Raw genomic sequence first — 14,391 nt, forward strand, 5'->3', positions numbered from 1 at the left:
CGGACTCCCGTGCTGTGCAGTTGTGCGGCCCACCCTAGCGCGTCCCCGCGCGGCCTCTCGCGCGGGTGACGCGACCGGGTTCAGGGCAATCCTCTGGTGGCAGCCTGCTGCCTCAAGCCGTGACGGACCGTGCCGGCACGTCCGGCCGGTTCGTGATCCCGACGGCGGACACCGCGCCACCGAGCGCCAGCAGCACCGCGCACAGGACCATCGCCCGGTGGAACCCTGCGACGTCGAAGGTGCTCCCGACGACGATCCCCGCGCACGCGACCGTGACCAGCCCGGCGACGCGCGCGACGGCGTTGTTCACGGCCGACCCGATGCCGGCGTCCTCGGTGGGGACGGCCCCGAGGATCGCGGCCGTGAGCGGTGCGACCGTGACCGACAACCCCAGCCCCAGCAGGACGACGCCCGGCAGCACCTGCGACAGGTAGGACGCCTCGGCGTCGGTGCGCAGCAGCGTCAGCATGCCGACGGCGGCCACGACCGGCCCCGCCGCCATGAACCAGCGCGGCCCGTGCCGCCCGGCGAGGAGTCCGAACCGCGTGGACAGCCCGATCATCACGACCGTCGACGGGAGCTGCGCGAGCCCCGCCTGGAACGCGGAGTAGCCCGCTACCTGCTGCAGGAAGATCGAGATCGCGAACGACACGAGCCCGAGCGCGCCGTAGACGACGAGCGTCGCGACGTTGCCGACGGCGAAGTTCCGGACGTTGAAGAGCGACATCGGCAGCATCGGGTCGGGGTCGTGGAGCTCCCAGGCGACGAACGCGACGAGCGACACGACGCCGACCACGACCGGCGCCCACACGAGCGCGCTCCCCCACCCGCGCGCGCCGAGCTCGATCAGCCCGAACACGGTCCCGGCCAGGCCGACGGTCGCCAGCGTGGCCCCCAGCCCGTCGATGTGCCGGCCCGTGACGGTCGCCCCGCGCGGGACACCGCGCAGCAGCCAGAGCGTCACGGCGATCGGGAGCACGTTGATCGCGAAGACCCAGCGCCAGGAGAGCGAGTCGACGAACACGCCGCCGACGAGCGGCCCGAGCAGGCCGGCAGCGCTCGTCCACGCGGTCCACGCACCGATCGCGCGGGACTGCGCCGGACCGCTGAACGTCGCGATGATGAGCGCGAGCGAGCTCGGCACCAGCAGGGCGCCGGCGACGCCCTGGAGGCCGCGCGCCACCACGAGGAACACGCCGGTCGGCGCGAGCGCGCACGCGATCGACGTCACTCCGAAGCCCGCGATCCCGACGACGAGGATCCGTTTGCGCCCGTGCACGTCCGACAGCGAGCCTGCGAGCAGGATGAGCGCCCCGAGCGTCACGAGGTACGCGTCGACGACCCACTGCTGGAGGGCGAGCGCGTCGAGCCCGGAGTCCAGCGGCCCGGCGAGGTCGCGCGAGATCGCCGGCAGCGCCACGTTCACGACGGACCCGTCGAGGAACGCGACGAACGTCGCGAGGATCGCGACGGCGAGCACGCGCCGCTGGGCCGGGGTCACGGGGTCCAGCGTGCGCCGTCGGGCGCTCTCCCGCGCGGCGTCAGGAGAGCCGGTCGAGGAACGCCAGCACCCGCTCGGTCAGCAGCGCGGTCGCGGCTGCGTCGTAGGACGGCAGGGTGTCGTCCTCGAAGAGGTGCGCGTCGCCCGGGTAGACGAAGAGCTCGCCGTCGGAAGCTGTGGCGACGAGCTCGCGCGCGGCGTCGAGGTCGCCCTCCTTCGCGAAGAACTCGTCCTCGTCCATGCCGTGCACCTGGACTGGCACACCGTCGGGCCAGGGCCCGATGGCCCAGTCGCCGGTGATGGGGAGGCACGACTCCAGGAAGACCGCGCCCGCCGCGCCGGTCCTCGTCTGGGCGAGGCGCTGCGCCTGCATGACGCCGGACGAGATCCCCGCGTACACGACCCCCGACGGCAGCGCGGCCACGGCCTCGTCCGCGAGCGCCTGCAGGTCGGGGCCGTCAGCGCCCTCCGCGAAGGCCGCACCGTCGGGGATGGTCGCGAAGGTGCGACCACCGTAGAGGTCGGGCGTGTGCACCGTGTGCCCGCCGGCACGCAGCCGGTCGGCGAGGTGTCGGACGCCGTCCGTGAGCCCCAGGACATGGTGGAAGAGCACGAGCTCGGTCATGCCTGCACGGTACGTGCGTCCGCCGACACTCGCCGATCAGCTCACGAGGACGAGCTTGCCGCGGAGACCGCCCTTGGCGAGCCTGCGGTGGGCGTCGGCGGCATCGGCGAGGGGCAGCTCCTCGGCGACCCGGGCCGGCAGCGTGCCGTCGGCGGCGTCGCGGAGGAGACGTGCGAGCCGGGGCGCGTCGGGCTCGACGTGCACGCCGTCGACGGTGATCCCCCGCGCGGGCTCCGGCATGAACCCGCGCGTCGCACTCACGAACGTGCCACCGTCTCGGACGGCGTCGAGCAGCTCGTGCGAGGCGAGCCCGGCGTTGAAGACGCCGTCGACGCCGTCCGGCACGACGGCGCGCGCGGCGGCCGCGATGCCCGCCGCGTCGGTCCGGGGCAGGACCTCGGCACCGAGCCCGGCGACGAAGGCGTCGTCGTCCGCAGAGCCGACGGCGAGCACGCGCGCCCCGCGCCCGACGGCGTCGCGCACCGCGGCCGCACCGACCGGACCGCTGGCCCCGGTCACGAGCACGGTGGAGCCGTCGAGGTCGCCGGCCAGGCTCGCGAGCAGGTCGATCGCGTGGGCACCGGTCAGCGCGTTCATCGCGAGGACGGACGCCTCGGCGTCGCTCACGCCGTCCGGGACGGGCGTGACCCAGGCCGGGTCGACGACGATCACCTCGGCGTAGCTGCCCGCCCCCGCCGCCTCCCCGAACCAGGGGACGAACCCGGCTACCCGGGTCCCGGCCGCAAGGACGCCGTCGGGCGCGACGTCGGCGGACGCGGCGGCGTCGTCGAGCAGAGTGCCCGCGAAGTCCCAGCCGAGCACAGCGGGGAACGTGAGGTCGGGGGTCATGGCTGCGAAGTCCCCGGCGCGGGTGCCGAGGTCGGCGGGGTTGACGGCGCGGGCCGCGACGTGGACGCGCACCCGCCCGGGCACGGCCTCGGGGTGGGCCGGTCGACGACCTCGAGGACGTCTTCGTCGCCGTAGTGAGAGAGCTGGACGACCTGCATGGTGGGGCTCCTTCGAGTGGGTCGATGCCCGGAGGGGTTTCCCGGCCGGGCTGTTGCCACTACCGTAAGAACACCCAGGCACCATCGGGAAGTAGGTACCTTCAGGTGCCTACCCCACCCGTGGGAACTGTTGTTCACCAGCACCAACACCCCGGAGGCAGCCCCGTGCCGACCCTCACCGCAGCCCAGGAACGCGAGCTCGCACGACTCGAGTACAACGCGTTCTTCGAGGCCTGCCCCAGCCGCCGGGTCCTCGAGACCATCGGCAACAAGTGGGCGTGCCTCGTGGTCAACGCGCTCGAGGGCGGCCCGCTGCGCCACTCCGAGATCGCCCGGACGATCGCCGGCGCGAGCCAGAAGATGCTCACCCAGACCCTTCGGACCCTCGAACGCGACGGCATCGTGACGCGCACCGTCATCCCGACGGTGCCGGTACGGGTCGACTACGAGCTGACCGACCTCGGCGCGAGCCTCACGCCCGTGCTGCACGCGCTCAAGGCGTGGAGCGAGGCCCACATCGGGCAGATCCTCGACGCCCGCGACGCGTACGACGCGCGCGACGGCGAACCCACGGTGGCGGCGGTCGCCGCGCGCGCCTGAGCCAGGGGCCGTCGTCGGGCGCAGACGACCGCTCAAGCCGCCCAGGGCGGCGTGCCGACGAGCGTCCCGTCGGCCATGGTCGCGGAGAACCCCGCCCGGATCGCCACGTGCAGGACGGCCGGCGTCTCGCGGTCGTTCACGAGCTGGATCGGTGACCCGGCCGGCACGACCGCCGCATCGCCGGGGCCGAGCTCGGCGCCGTCGGGGGTCAGCCGGACCCTCCCCTCGAGGACGGCGAACACCTCGTCGCTGTCGATGGTGTGCGCCTCGACCGTCGTGAGGCCGGCGTCGACGGTGAGCCGCCACAGGCAGAGCTGGCGGGACCCGAGCCGCGGGCGGCGAGGGACGTGAAGCGGACGCCGGGAAGCTCGAAGCTCTCGGCCTCGGACGCGCGGGTGACGGGCATGGCTCCTCCACATAGACAAGTTAACTTGAACAAGTTGTCTTGGCTATCCTGCGGGCATGGCACGCGCGGCGCAACCCCCCTCCGACCTCGGCATCCTCGTGCTGCTCGCGCACCAGAGCTTCCTGCGGCAGCTCCACGCCGACCTCGCCGCGAAGGGGTTCGACGAGCTCGGCGGGTCCGACGGCGTCGTCATGCGGGTCCTCAGCTCGGGTCCGCGGACCATCAGCGAGCTCGCCGGCCTGCTCGAGGTCACACCCCAGGCCGCCGCGCAGACCGTCGACGGCATGGAACGACGCGGGTTCGTCGTCCGCCGCCCCGACCCGCGCGACGGTCGAGCCCGCCTCGTCGAGCTCAGCGACCGCGGACGCGAGTCGATCGGCGCCGCCCGCGCCTTCCACCGCGACTTCGAGGACGCGCTCGTGCAGCGGCACGGCCGCGAGACGATCGACCGGTTCCGGTCCGTGCTGAGCGGGATGGCGGAGCAGGCGCCCGACGGCCTCGACCGGGAGCTGCGCGCGCTGTACCTCTGACCGCGCCGAGATCGAGGGTCTCTCACCGAAACCGGGCCTGCTGGCCCCGATCTCGGCCGGGAGCCCTCGATCTCGGCGGTCAGCTCAGCTCGAGCGTCGGCCAGTCCGCGAGCTCGTCGCGCATCCGGCGGTCGTGCGTCGCGACGACGACGGCGGCCGAGGTCGCTTGCAGCGCGCGCGTCAGCTCGTCCACGAGGTCGATGGACAGGTGGTTGGTCGGCTCGTCGAGGACGAGCAGGTGCGGGACGGCGAGGAGCGCCCGGGCGAGCTCGAACCGGCGGCGCTGCCCCGCGGACAGCTCGGCGAGCGGCCGGTCGAGGTCGTCCTCCGTGAGCAGCCCCAGCGCGGCGACGGGGACGAGCAGCTCGGGGTCGAGGGCGCCGGCGGCCAGCAGGTCCAGGGCCTCACGCGCGTAGGCGTCGAAGCCCGTCGCGAGCCGACCGTCCCCCATCCGCAGCCCCACGGGCACCGACTCCTCCTGCCCGACGATCCCGATCCGCGCTCCGTCGACCACGCGCCGCGTCCCCCGGCCCAGCGCGAGCGTGCCCGCGAGCGCCCCGAGGAGCGTCGACTTGCCGGACCCGTTCGGCCCGACGACGAGCAGGCGCCCCGACGGCGGGACCGCCACGCGGGTGCCGGGCAGGTCGAGGCGCCGCCCGACGCGCGGGTTGCGGACCTCGACGACCGGCTCGCCCGGGTCCCACCCCGGCGACATCGCGAGCAGGTCCGGGAACCGGAGCTCGAGCGGCGGGACCGGCACCTCGACGGCCTCGGCCTCGAGCTTCTGGACGAGGCGGTCCGCGGCCTTGACGTGGATGCGTGCGCGCGTGCCGCGGCGGTTCTTGTTCGACCCCTTGGGCGGACGCCACTCGTCGGACAGCCCCTCGTAGGAGGCGTCGAGCCGTTCCGCGAGCTGCGCGGCGCGCTTGCGCTCCGCGGTGTACCGCTGCCGCCACCGCACGAGCGCCTGGTTCTTCGCGAACCGGTACGACAGGTAACCGGGCTGCCCGTACAGCGTCGGGGTGCCGTCCATCGAGGGGTCGAGGTCGAGGATCGCCGTGGCGACGTCGTCGAGGAGCTGCCGGTCGTGCGTCACCACCACGACCCCGCCCCGCCACGCGGCGAGCTGCTGGGTGAGGAACCCGATCGCGGCGTCGTCGAGGTGGTTGGTGGGTTCGTCGAGGAGCAGGAGGTCCGTGCGCTCCGCGAGGCGGCACGCCAGCCGCACCCGGTAGCGTTCGCCGACGCTCAGCTCGTCGAGGAGGCGCGCGTGGTCGCGCGGGGCGCCGAGCCGGGAGAGCGCCTCGTCGACGCGGTGGTCCGCGTCCCACGCCTCGAGGTGCTCGGCGCGGGCGAGGAGCTCGGTCAGCTCCCCCAGCCCGACGGCGTCGGCGTCGTGGTCGAAGGTCCGCGCCGCCGCGTCGAGCGCGTCCGCGGCGGCCCGCACGTCGGCGAGGGTCGCACGCACCACGTCACCGACCGTGGTCCCGGGCGGCGACCGCAGCTCCTGCTCGACGAGCGCCAGGCTCCCGTGCCGCACCACCTCCCCCGACGACGGCGCGAGCGGGTGCCCGTCGGCGCTCTCGCCCGCCAGCACGTGCAGCAGGGTCGACTTGCCCGACCCGTTCTCGCCCACCACACCCAGCCGGGCGCCGTCGGGCACGCGGAACGACACGCCCCGGAACACGGGGCGGCCGGGGTACGCGAAGCCGAGGTCGCGGGCGACGAGATGGGGCATCGGACCAGGCTACGAGGTGCCGAGCCGGCCACCTGCCAGACTGGTGCCCCGTGAACCTCGACGACCTCGCCCGACAGATCCACGCCGTCTCCCACCTGACCGGCACGTTCACGCTCCGGTCGGGGCGCACGGCGACGGAGTACTTCGACAAGTACCGGTTCGAGGCGGACCCGGTCCTGCTCGACGCGGTCGCCGAGGCCATGGCGCCGCTGGTCCCCGACGACGTCGAGGTCCTGGCCGGCCTCGAGCTCGGCGGCATCCCCGTCGTGACCGCGCTGGGCCGGCACACGGGGCTGCCGTGCGCGTTCGTCCGCAAGCAGGCGAAGGCCTACGGGACGGCGCGGCTCGCGGAAGGCGCCGACGTCGCGGGCCGGCGGGTGCTCGTCGTCGAGGACGTCGTCACGAGCGGCGGCCAGGTCGTCCTGTCGACGGCGGACCTGCGGGCCGCGGGCGCCCAGGTCACCGACGCACTGTGCGTGATCGACCGGCAGGAGGGCGGCGCGGAGGCGCTCGCCGGGCACGGCATCGCGCTCCGCTCGCTCGTCACCGCGGCCGACCTGCGCGCCACCGCCTGAGCGCGGGATCTCCGCCCCTCGAGAACGTGGCTTCCGGCCGTGAGCGCGTGCTGACGGACGCGGTCCCCGTGCTCGGCGCCAGGGGACGGGGCTGGGCTGGTGGGGCCGGTCGGGGCGGGGCGGGTCAGGCCTCGGGCGTGCGAGCCACGACGAACCGGACCGGGCGGCGCAGCTCGAACCCGAGCCGCTCGTACAGCCGGATCGCGCCTGTGTTCGTCGCGGTCGCGTGCAGGATCGCCTCGTCGCCGCGCTCGCGCACCCGGTGCACGACGGCGCGCACGAGCCGGGCGGCGAACCCCTGTCCGCGGTGGTCGGCGTCCGTGCAGACGGCGCTGACCTCGGTCCAGCCCGGCGGCCGCAGGCGCTCGCCGGCCATCGCGACGAGCCGGCCCTCGCGGCGGATCCCGAGGTACGAGCCGAGCTCGACGGTGCGGGGCCGGAACGGTCCGGGCTGGGTGCGCTCGACCAGGTCGAGCATCTCCGGGACGTCGGCGGCGCCGAGCACCACGGCCTCCTCGTCGGGCCCGGCGTCGACGTCGGACGCAACCATCTGGACGCCGTCGCCCGCCCACAGGACCTCCCAGGTGTCGGGGACGTCCGTGGCCGGGCCCGTCAGCCCCAGCTCCACCCCGGGTCCGACGAGAGCGGCGAGGTCGTCGAACGCGGCCGGGGCTGCGCCGTCGGGCAGGGCCACGAACGGCGACACCTCGGGGTCGTAGGCCAGCGCGACGCCATGTGACCGGGCGAAGCGGGCGTGAGGTCCGCGCAGCGCGTGCCACGCGGGGTTGTCCAGGACGGCGGCGTCGCGGTTCGGGGAAGCCGGCTCCCCGGCGTCGGTCGGGGCGGGCACGGGAGTGGTCGACACGTCAGGGCAACCCTGCACGCGGCGCTCGCTATTCCGCGGCCCGGGGCGCCGGGTCGTCCTCGTCGTGCGCGCCGCGCAGCTCGATCCCGATCTCGTCGGCGTCGAGGTACTCGAGCACGTCGCCGAGCGCGTCCGCGGAGTAGGTCCCGACGTCGCGGATCCGCAGCAGCTCGTCACGCTGCGCGCGGATCACCCGGATGCGCAGCTCGCGGTACTGGTCGTACCGGGTGTTCTCGGTGCCGGGGACGAGGTCGAAGCCGTTCTCGTCGACGATGCGCACCGACTCGCGGCGCACCAGGTCCACGACGCCCGGGTCGTAGGCCGAGCCGTCGGCACGGGTCAGGTCGTCGCGCGCGCACTCCGCGGCGGCCGTGCCCGCGAGCTCCGCGACGAGCTGCTGACGTTCGGCCCGCGCCGCGCCCGCGTCCTCGCTGGCGAGCCCGAGGTGCCGCACCACCCACCCGAGCGACCCGCCCTGGAGGAACAGGCTGCCGGCCGCCACGATGAACGCGATGAGGACGAGCAGGGCGCGGTGGTAGTCGTCGTTGCCGGTGACGGTCTCGGGGAGCGTCTGGGCGGCGGCGAGCGTCACCACGCCCCGCATCCCGGCCCACACGAGGACGACGCCCTGCTTCGCGCCCAGCGGCTCGCCCGTCAGGTAGTCGATGTCCGCGACCCGCCGGTCGATGAACTGCTGGACACGGGTCTTGCGCGCGGCGAGCTGGTCGGCGTCCATGCCGCCGCGCCGCTTCCTCTCCCGCTCGGCCCGGCGCTTGAGCCGGCGCTTCTCGCGGTCCGAGAGGGTGCGCCCGCCGGGACCCCTGCCCGGCGGGAACGGCCCGCCGCTGAAGCTCGGCAGCCCCTGGTCGAGCCGCTCCTGGGCGCGGGCGAGCGCGGCACGCTGCTGCTTCAGCTCGCGCCGGTCCCGGCGCAGGGCGAACAGGAACGGCACGAGGAACGCGGTCCGCACCACGAGCACCCCGACGAACGCGACCGCGGCGATCATGACGGCCTTCATGGCGCTCTGGTGCTCCTCGTGCACCTCGGTGACCAGGCCGAACAGCTCGAGCCCCATGAGGAGGAACACCGCGCCCTCGAGCAGCAGCTCGACGGTGCGCCAGTTCGACTCCTCCGCCCGGCGGTCCTGGGGGCGCAGGTAGCGCGGCGCCCCCTGCCCCATCACGAGGCCCGTCACGACGACCGCCACGAGCCCGGACGCCCCGAGGTGCTCGGCGGGCAGGTACGCGACGAACGGCACCACGAACGACGCCGCCGTGTTCAGCACGGGGTCCTTGATGCGCGACCGGAGCAGGAGGCTCACCCGCCCGACGACGAAGCCCACCGCGACCGCGACGACCACCGCGTACACGAAGTCCCACGCGACGTGGCCGAGCGACACGGCGCCGGCCATCGCGGCGACCGCGGACCGCAGCACCACGAGCGCGGACGCGTCGTTGAGGAGAGACTCCCCCTCGAGGATCGTGACGATGCGCGGGGACACCCCGAGCCGTTTCACGATGGACGTCGCCACCGCGTCCGTGGGGCTGATGATGGCGCCGAGCGCGATCCCCATCGGCAGGTTGATGTCCGGCACGACGAGGTACAGGACCCACCCGATGATCACGGCCGTGACGATCACGAGGATCACGGACAGCCCGCCGATGAGCTTGAAGTCCCGCCGGAAGTCCATGGTCGGCATGCTCACGGCCGACGAGTACAGCAGCGGTGGCAGGACGCCCCCGAGGATGAGCTCGGGCTCCAGCTCGACCGCGGAGACGAAGGGGAGGAAGCTCACGGCGACGCCGACGACCACGAGGATCAGCGGTGCGGCGATGCCGAGCCGGGGCGCGAACGCCGTCACGACGATCACCGCGAGCGCACCGAGGACGAGGGGGATGGCAAGGTCCACAGGCAGCCTCCGGCGCAGGTTTCGGTGGGCCACCAGGTTACCGGCCGGTCGTCCCGGGCCCGTCCGGCGAATCGGTGCGACCTCACCCGTGCAGGGTGATACGCCCACCAACCACGCAGTTCGTCGCGCCGGATGCCGTCGGCGGGGCTACGTTGAGCGCCATGGTGGTCTTCCTCATCCGGACGGGGATCTTCCTCGGTTCCGCGGCACTCGGGCTCTGGGTCGCGTCGCTGCTCATCGACGACGTCCACCTCAGCGTCGGCGGGTTCATCCTCGCCGTCGTCGTCTACTGCCTCGTGCAGTGGATCCTCACGCCGTTCATCCTCAAGATGACGCGGCGCTACGCGAACGCGTTCATCGGCGGCGTGGGGCTCGTGTCCGCGTTCCTCGGGCTGCTGATCGCGTCCCTCATCGGCGACGGGCTGTCCATCACGGGCGGCGTCGTCCCGTGGGTCCTCGCGACGCTCGTCGTGTGGCTCGTCACGGCGATCGCCAGCCTCGTCCTGCCCCTGATCTTCCTGCGCAACCGGCGCCAGGAGAGGAAGGGCGCCGCTGCGGCGTGACGACACTCTCGCAACTCTCGAAAGGTGACCGACCGTGACCGTGTGGGACTACTTCTGGTGGATCATCGGGGTCTTCCTCTTCATCGCCTATCTCTTCGTCCTGATCCAGATCTTCACCGACCTGTTCCGTGACCGGGAGCTGTCGGGCGGGTGGAAGGCCCTGTGGATCATCTTCCTCATCGTGTTCCCCCTGATCACCGGCCTGATCTACCTGATCGCGCGAGGCCAGGGCATGGCGGCACGCCAGGCCGCCGCCGTGGTGCAGGCCAAGGACGAGGCGGACACCTACATCCGCCAGACCGCCGCGAAGTCCCCCGCCGACCAGATCGCCACCGCGAAGTCGCTGCTCGACTCCGGGACGATCTCGCAGGAGGAGTTCGACCGTCTCAAGGCACGCGCGCTCGCCGGCTGAGCGCGGCCGGCATGGGCGGTGTCGCCGTCGTCCGCGCCACGGCGGACGACTGGGCGGCGATGCGTGACATCCGGCTCGAGATGCTGGCCGACACGCCGCTCGCCTACCTCGAGACCCTGGCGAGCGCGCAGGCCCGGACAGAACCCGAGTGGCGCGAACGAGCCCGGCAGCACACGCTGCCGGGCTCGCTCGTGCTCGGGGCCGCTCCGTCCGCCGCGAGGGAGGGGACGAGCCGCTGGGTGGGCACCATGAGCGGCTTCCGTCGGCCCGACGGCGTCCCGTCCCTCGCGTCGGTGTACGTCGCCCCCGCGCACCGCGGCACCGACCTGCCGCGCCGGCTCCTCGCCGGGGTCGTCGCGTGGGCGCGCGACGAGGTGGGCGCCGACCTGCTGCTGCTCGAGGTCCACGAGCACAACCCTCGCGCCCGCCGGTTCTACGAGCGTGAGGGCTTCACGCTCACCGGGGGCTGGACGCCGTACCGCCTCGACCCGAGCACCCGCGACCTCGAGATGGCGCTCGAGCTCCGGACCTGAGGGTCAGGCGTCCAGCGAGCGCCGGGCGCGCCGGGTCAGCAGCACCACCACGACCGCCGCGAGCAGGACGACCACCCCGACGATCCCGATCACGACGCCCGGCGAGACCGAGCTGCTGCCGCTCGCGCTGTCCGCGGCCGCACCCGCCTTCGCGGTGGAGCCGCCGCACGGGGCCGCGGCCTGCCCGGCGGCGCTCGTCGTGCCCGACGGCGGCCGGTAGGCGAACCCGAACGTCCCGGACACGGGGTGCCCGTCCGCGGAGACGATCCGCCACGTCACGGTGTACGCGCCGGCGGCGCCGAGCGCGGTGGGCACGGAGATGTCGCGCCCGGACACGGTGGGGCACGACGTCTCGAAGTGCTTCCCGGCCGCGTCCGTCACCTGGAGGACCGTGGTGGACCCGTCGTGCTGCGGGTCGAGGACGACGTCGTCGAACGTCACCTCGACCTTCGGCACCGCGGCGTCCGCGGTCGAGCCGGTCTTCGGGGTCGTCGAGACGACGTAGTCGTGCGCGGACGCGGGAGCGGCCACGAGGACCGTCCCCGCGAGCCCGCCGACCAGGGTGAGTGCGGCGAGGGCGCCGCCGAGCCGGCGGCCCCTCACGCGGCGGCCCCCCGCGTCCGGCGCAACGCGACGACGCCCGCGACGAGCCCCGCGGCGCCGAGCACGAGCCCCCCGATCCCGAGCCCGACCGCGAGGCCGGACGCGCCGTCGCCCGAGTCGTCCGCCGACGCGGCCGCGTCGGCGGTGCCGGTGGCCGAGCCGTCCGCCGGGAGCACCTGCAGCACGGGCGCGGGGTGCTCGGGCTCCTCGCCCGAAGCCGGCGTCTTCTCGTCCCAGTCCACGACGCTCCCGTCGGAGTACGTCTGGTGGGCGGGGAGCTCGAGGCTCGTGACGTCGTCGGGCACGGGGCCCGCGGAGATCGTGAACTGCTGGAACTGACCGGGCGCGACGCCGTGGCCGCTCTCGGCGGTCCAGGTCACCTGGGTGGGCGCCTCCGTGATGGTCGCGCCGGCCTTGGTCTCGACGGGCTTGTCGAGCTTCGTCGTGACGACCTTCGCGGTCCAGCCAGGGACGGGCTGGTACGAGACGGAGCTGAAGGGGTGGTCGGCGGGCAGGTCCACGACGACCTTGGTCGTCGACGCCGTGGCCGACTCGGTCGGGACTCGGAACGTGAGGACGGCGTAGCTGCCGGCCGTGGCCTGGCCCGGGTCGACGCGGACGTGCGCCTGGGCGGCGAGCGGGACGGCGAGCGTGAGGGCGAGCGCCGCGGCGCCCGCGGCGAGAGCTCGGGTGGCGCGGCGACGCGCGGAGGGCATGACGGACATGACGAGAGACTCCTGGTTGTCGACAGGACGAACGGGACCACCCGCCGTCCGGACGACGGCGGGCTCAGGCTGCGAGGGCGAAGCCCGGGCACGGTGGTCCGCGGCGTCCCAGCCCGCGGCGAGCGACGACGAGCGCCCGGCACGGGCCGGGCGTGGCGTCGACCGGGAACGCGCGGCGACGGCCGACGACCGGGCCCTGCGCGATGGCCTCGACCTGCGGCCGGACGACCGACCACCACCGCACCGCGGCGAGCGCCGCCCGGTCCCCCACGACGAGGAGCGACGCGGTCACGAGCACCGCGACGGCGTGCGCGGCGACCATCGTGGGCGACGTCGTCATGTGCATGGCGGGCGCCGTCCCCGCACTCGCGAGCGTTCCGGGGTCCAGGGTCATGCCGGCCATCGCGTGCGGTCCCACGCCCGACGGCACCGCGGGGTGCGCAGCGGGCGTGAGCACGTCGAGACCGAGGTGCAGCGCGACCTGCAGCGCGCCGAGAGCCGGCACGAGGGTCACGGCACGCAGACGGCCGAGCGCGAGGAGCCCGGCGACGGCGAGGCAGAGGGTCGCGAGCGCCGCGAGACCCAGCCCGCCGGGCACCCGGCTCCCGCCGAGGAGGTGCGCGCCGAGGCCGGTCGCGAGCGCCGTCGATCCGATCAGGACGACCCGCGCGCCGCGCGCGTAGGGGCGGGCGGCGTCGCTCAGGAGGCCAGCGCCGTCCGAGCTGCCGAGGGTCCCGTCCACCCGGCCAGGGTACCCGCGCCGCCGCCCTTCCCCCTCCCCTCCGCCGCCGCCCCTGCCCCCAGCTCGCGGGGCGAAGATCCCGTGCTCGGGCGTAGCGTCCGAAGGCATGACCGACGCGTCCGGCTCCAAGACCTCCCGCTTCCCGACGACGGCGCCCGCCACCCCCTTCGACCCGACGGCCTACCCGCCGGCCTGGCACGAGGTCGTGGGGACGGTGCCGGAACGGGTGGGCTCGCGCGTCGTCGGCGGGCACGTGCGCTACGGGCACGACGCACCCGACGGGACGACACCCTGCGAGGGCTACGTGGCGTGGGACGAGGCGCTGTGGGACGACCCGTCCGGCGGTCCGCGCCCCGCGGTCCTCCTGGTCCACGACTGGCTCGGGGTCGGTCCGACGGTCCGGGCCCGCGCCCACATGCTGGCCCGGCTCGGGTACGTGGCGTTCGCGGCGGACGTCTACGGGCTCGAGGGGCGTCCGGCCACGCACGACGAGGCGCCGGCCGTCGCCGGCCGCTACTACGGGGACCTCGACCTGCTGCGCGGGCGGCTCCACGCCGCCTACGAGTGGCTCGTCGCGCAGCCCTCGGTCGACGCGGACCGCGTCGTCGCGGCGGGGTACTGCTTCGGCGGCTCGGGCGCGCTCGAGCTGGCGCGCACGGGCGCCGACCTCCGCGGCACCGTCGCGTTCCACGCGCGCCTCGTCACGCACGCCCCGTCGGACGCCCCGGAGATCCGCGGGTCCGTGCTGGTCCTCGGCGGCGGGGACGACGCCGTCGTGCCCGACGACGCGGTGCATGCGTTCACCGACGAGCTGCGGGCGGCGGGGGTGCCGTGGGAGGTGACGCTGTACGGCGGGGCGCCGCACGCGTACACGATCGCGGACCAGCCGTCGTTCCGGCCGGAGGCCGACCGTCGCGCGTGGGTCGCGTTCACGGACTTCCTCACGCACGTCCTCGTCTGACCGGCCCCGTCCGCCTCCGCCGAGCACGGGCCCTGCGCCCGTCCCGGCGCGGACGGACGGCCTGTGCTCGGCGGGCTGAGATCCCGTGCTCGGCCT

Annotated in this window: 17 protein-coding genes; 7 read left to right on the top strand and 10 right to left on the bottom strand. The window is 74.5% G+C overall.

Annotation, left to right across the window (positions count from 1 at the left end):
- Positions 1-112: 112 nt before the first annotated feature.
- Genes KDY119_RS17125 through KDY119_RS17135 form a run of 3 tightly spaced genes read right to left on the bottom strand, consistent with a single transcriptional unit; the run spans position 113 to position 3,059 of the window.
- Positions 113-1,501 (bottom strand): MFS transporter, encoded by a 1,389-nt coding sequence (locus tag KDY119_RS17125; RefSeq protein ID WP_083890701.1) that lies wholly within the window; start codon positions 1,499-1,501, stop codon positions 113-115.
- A 40-nt stretch (positions 1,502-1,541) separates the two neighbouring features.
- Positions 1,542-2,126 (bottom strand): dienelactone hydrolase family protein, encoded by a 585-nt coding sequence (locus tag KDY119_RS17130; protein ID WP_036947756.1) that lies wholly within the window; start codon positions 2,124-2,126, stop codon positions 1,542-1,544.
- Between the two features lie 36 nt (positions 2,127-2,162).
- On the bottom strand, positions 2,163-3,059 hold the full coding sequence (locus tag KDY119_RS17135) for an NADP-dependent oxidoreductase (protein WP_153022581.1): 897 nt from the start codon (positions 3,057-3,059) through the stop codon (positions 2,163-2,165).
- 239 nt (positions 3,060-3,298) lie between these two features.
- Between KDY119_RS17135 and KDY119_RS17140 the strand changes: the two genes are divergently transcribed.
- Complete coding sequence (locus KDY119_RS17140) at positions 3,299-3,733, top strand: winged helix-turn-helix transcriptional regulator (RefSeq protein ID WP_036947758.1); 435 nt, start codon at positions 3,299-3,301, stop codon at positions 3,731-3,733.
- Between the two features lie 32 nt (positions 3,734-3,765).
- On the opposite strand, the gene KDY119_RS17145 is transcribed toward KDY119_RS17140, so the two are convergent.
- On the bottom strand, positions 3,766-4,152 hold the full coding sequence (locus KDY119_RS17145; protein WP_051136358.1) for a cupin domain-containing protein: 387 nt from the start codon (positions 4,150-4,152) through the stop codon (positions 3,766-3,768).
- 43 nt (positions 4,153-4,195) lie between these two features.
- On the opposite strand from KDY119_RS17145, the gene KDY119_RS17150 reads away from it, so the two are divergent.
- Positions 4,196-4,669 (top strand): MarR family winged helix-turn-helix transcriptional regulator, encoded by a 474-nt coding sequence (locus KDY119_RS17150; protein WP_036947760.1) that lies wholly within the window; start codon positions 4,196-4,198, stop codon positions 4,667-4,669.
- A gap of 79 nt (positions 4,670-4,748) precedes the next feature.
- Here the strand turns inward: KDY119_RS17150 and KDY119_RS17155 are convergent, their stop codons facing one another.
- The gene (locus KDY119_RS17155; RefSeq protein ID WP_036947762.1) at positions 4,749-6,407 is read right to left on the bottom strand and encodes an ABC-F family ATP-binding cassette domain-containing protein; all 1,659 of its coding nucleotides are present in this window, start codon (positions 6,405-6,407) and stop codon (positions 4,749-4,751) included.
- 50 nt (positions 6,408-6,457) lie between these two features.
- On the opposite strand from KDY119_RS17155, the gene pyrE reads away from it, so the two are divergent.
- Positions 6,458-6,982 carry an orotate phosphoribosyltransferase gene (gene pyrE, locus KDY119_RS17160; protein ID WP_036947765.1) on the top strand — a complete coding sequence of 175 codons (525 nt, stop codon included), beginning with the start codon at positions 6,458-6,460 and terminating at the stop codon, positions 6,980-6,982.
- A 124-nt stretch (positions 6,983-7,106) separates the two neighbouring features.
- Here the strand turns inward: pyrE and KDY119_RS17165 are convergent, their stop codons facing one another.
- Together KDY119_RS17165 and KDY119_RS17170 are read right to left on the bottom strand one after the other, a co-directional pair.
- Complete coding sequence (locus KDY119_RS17165) at positions 7,107-7,847, bottom strand: GNAT family N-acetyltransferase (RefSeq protein ID WP_153022582.1); 741 nt, start codon at positions 7,845-7,847, stop codon at positions 7,107-7,109.
- Positions 7,848-7,875: 28 nt separating this feature from the next.
- Entirely contained in the window at positions 7,876-9,756 is a 1,881-nt protein-coding gene (locus KDY119_RS17170; protein ID WP_153022583.1) for a cation:proton antiporter, read from the bottom strand.
- Between the two features lie 161 nt (positions 9,757-9,917).
- On the opposite strand from KDY119_RS17170, the gene KDY119_RS17175 reads away from it, so the two are divergent.
- Genes KDY119_RS17175 through KDY119_RS17185 form a run of 3 tightly spaced genes read left to right on the top strand, consistent with a single transcriptional unit; the run spans position 9,918 to position 11,264 of the window.
- Positions 9,918-10,319: a phage holin family protein gene (locus tag KDY119_RS17175; RefSeq protein ID WP_036947771.1), complete on the top strand. Its 402-nt coding sequence runs from the start codon at positions 9,918-9,920 to the stop codon at positions 10,317-10,319.
- Positions 10,320-10,353: 34 nt separating this feature from the next.
- Positions 10,354-10,731, top strand: coding sequence for an SHOCT domain-containing protein (locus KDY119_RS17180; RefSeq protein WP_036947773.1), 378 nt, complete (start codon positions 10,354-10,356; stop codon positions 10,729-10,731).
- A gap of 11 nt (positions 10,732-10,742) precedes the next feature.
- Positions 10,743-11,264, top strand: a complete 522-nt coding sequence (locus tag KDY119_RS17185; RefSeq protein WP_036947775.1) for a GNAT family N-acetyltransferase — start codon at positions 10,743-10,745, stop codon at positions 11,262-11,264.
- A gap of 3 nt (positions 11,265-11,267) precedes the next feature.
- Here the strand turns inward: KDY119_RS17185 and KDY119_RS17190 are convergent, their stop codons facing one another.
- From KDY119_RS17190 to KDY119_RS17200, 3 genes are all read right to left on the bottom strand, one after another.
- Positions 11,268-11,867, bottom strand: a complete 600-nt coding sequence (locus KDY119_RS17190; protein ID WP_153022584.1) for a copper resistance CopC family protein — start codon at positions 11,865-11,867, stop codon at positions 11,268-11,270.
- Positions 11,864-12,592, bottom strand: coding sequence for a YcnI family copper-binding membrane protein (locus KDY119_RS17195; protein ID WP_153022585.1), 729 nt, complete (start codon positions 12,590-12,592; stop codon positions 11,864-11,866). Before KDY119_RS17195 ends, KDY119_RS17190 begins: the two co-directional genes overlap by 4 nt.
- A 64-nt stretch (positions 12,593-12,656) precedes the next feature.
- The gene (locus KDY119_RS17200; protein ID WP_051136360.1) at positions 12,657-13,334 is read right to left on the bottom strand and encodes a hypothetical protein; all 678 of its coding nucleotides are present in this window, start codon (positions 13,332-13,334) and stop codon (positions 12,657-12,659) included.
- A gap of 106 nt (positions 13,335-13,440) precedes the next feature.
- Here KDY119_RS17200 and KDY119_RS17205 point away from each other — a divergent pair, with 106 nt between their 5' ends.
- Positions 13,441-14,295: a dienelactone hydrolase family protein gene (locus KDY119_RS17205; protein WP_153022586.1), complete on the top strand. Its 855-nt coding sequence runs from the start codon at positions 13,441-13,443 to the stop codon at positions 14,293-14,295.
- Positions 14,296-14,391 lie beyond the last annotated feature (96 nt).

Origin of the sequence: Luteimicrobium xylanilyticum, assembly GCF_009429125.1 — a bacterium.
GTDB lineage: Bacteria > Actinomycetota > Actinomycetes > Actinomycetales > Cellulomonadaceae > Luteimicrobium > Luteimicrobium xylanilyticum.

What these genes read in the sequence shown, in the direction of transcription:
- KDY119_RS17195 (WP_153022585.1), bottom strand. Translation starts at nt 12,592, where the DNA reads ATGTCCGTCATGCCCTCCGCGCGTCGCCGCGCCACCCGAGCTCTCGCC.
- KDY119_RS17185 (WP_036947775.1), top strand. Translation starts at nt 10,743, where the DNA reads ATGGGCGGTGTCGCCGTCGTCCGCGCCACGGCGGACGACTGGGCGGCG.
- KDY119_RS17150 (WP_036947760.1), top strand. Translation starts at nt 4,196, where the DNA reads ATGGCACGCGCGGCGCAACCCCCCTCCGACCTCGGCATCCTCGTGCTG.
- KDY119_RS17130 (WP_036947756.1), bottom strand. Translation starts at nt 2,126, where the DNA reads ATGACCGAGCTCGTGCTCTTCCACCATGTCCTGGGGCTCACGGACGGC.
- KDY119_RS17145 (WP_051136358.1), bottom strand. Translation starts at nt 4,152, where the DNA reads ATGTGGAGGAGCCATGCCCGTCACCCGCGCGTCCGAGGCCGAGAGCTT.
- KDY119_RS17205 (WP_153022586.1), top strand. Translation starts at nt 13,441, where the DNA reads ATGACCGACGCGTCCGGCTCCAAGACCTCCCGCTTCCCGACGACGGCG.
- KDY119_RS17175 (WP_036947771.1), top strand. Translation starts at nt 9,918, where the DNA reads ATGGTGGTCTTCCTCATCCGGACGGGGATCTTCCTCGGTTCCGCGGCA.
- KDY119_RS17155 (WP_036947762.1), bottom strand. Translation starts at nt 6,407, where the DNA reads ATGCCCCATCTCGTCGCCCGCGACCTCGGCTTCGCGTACCCCGGCCGC.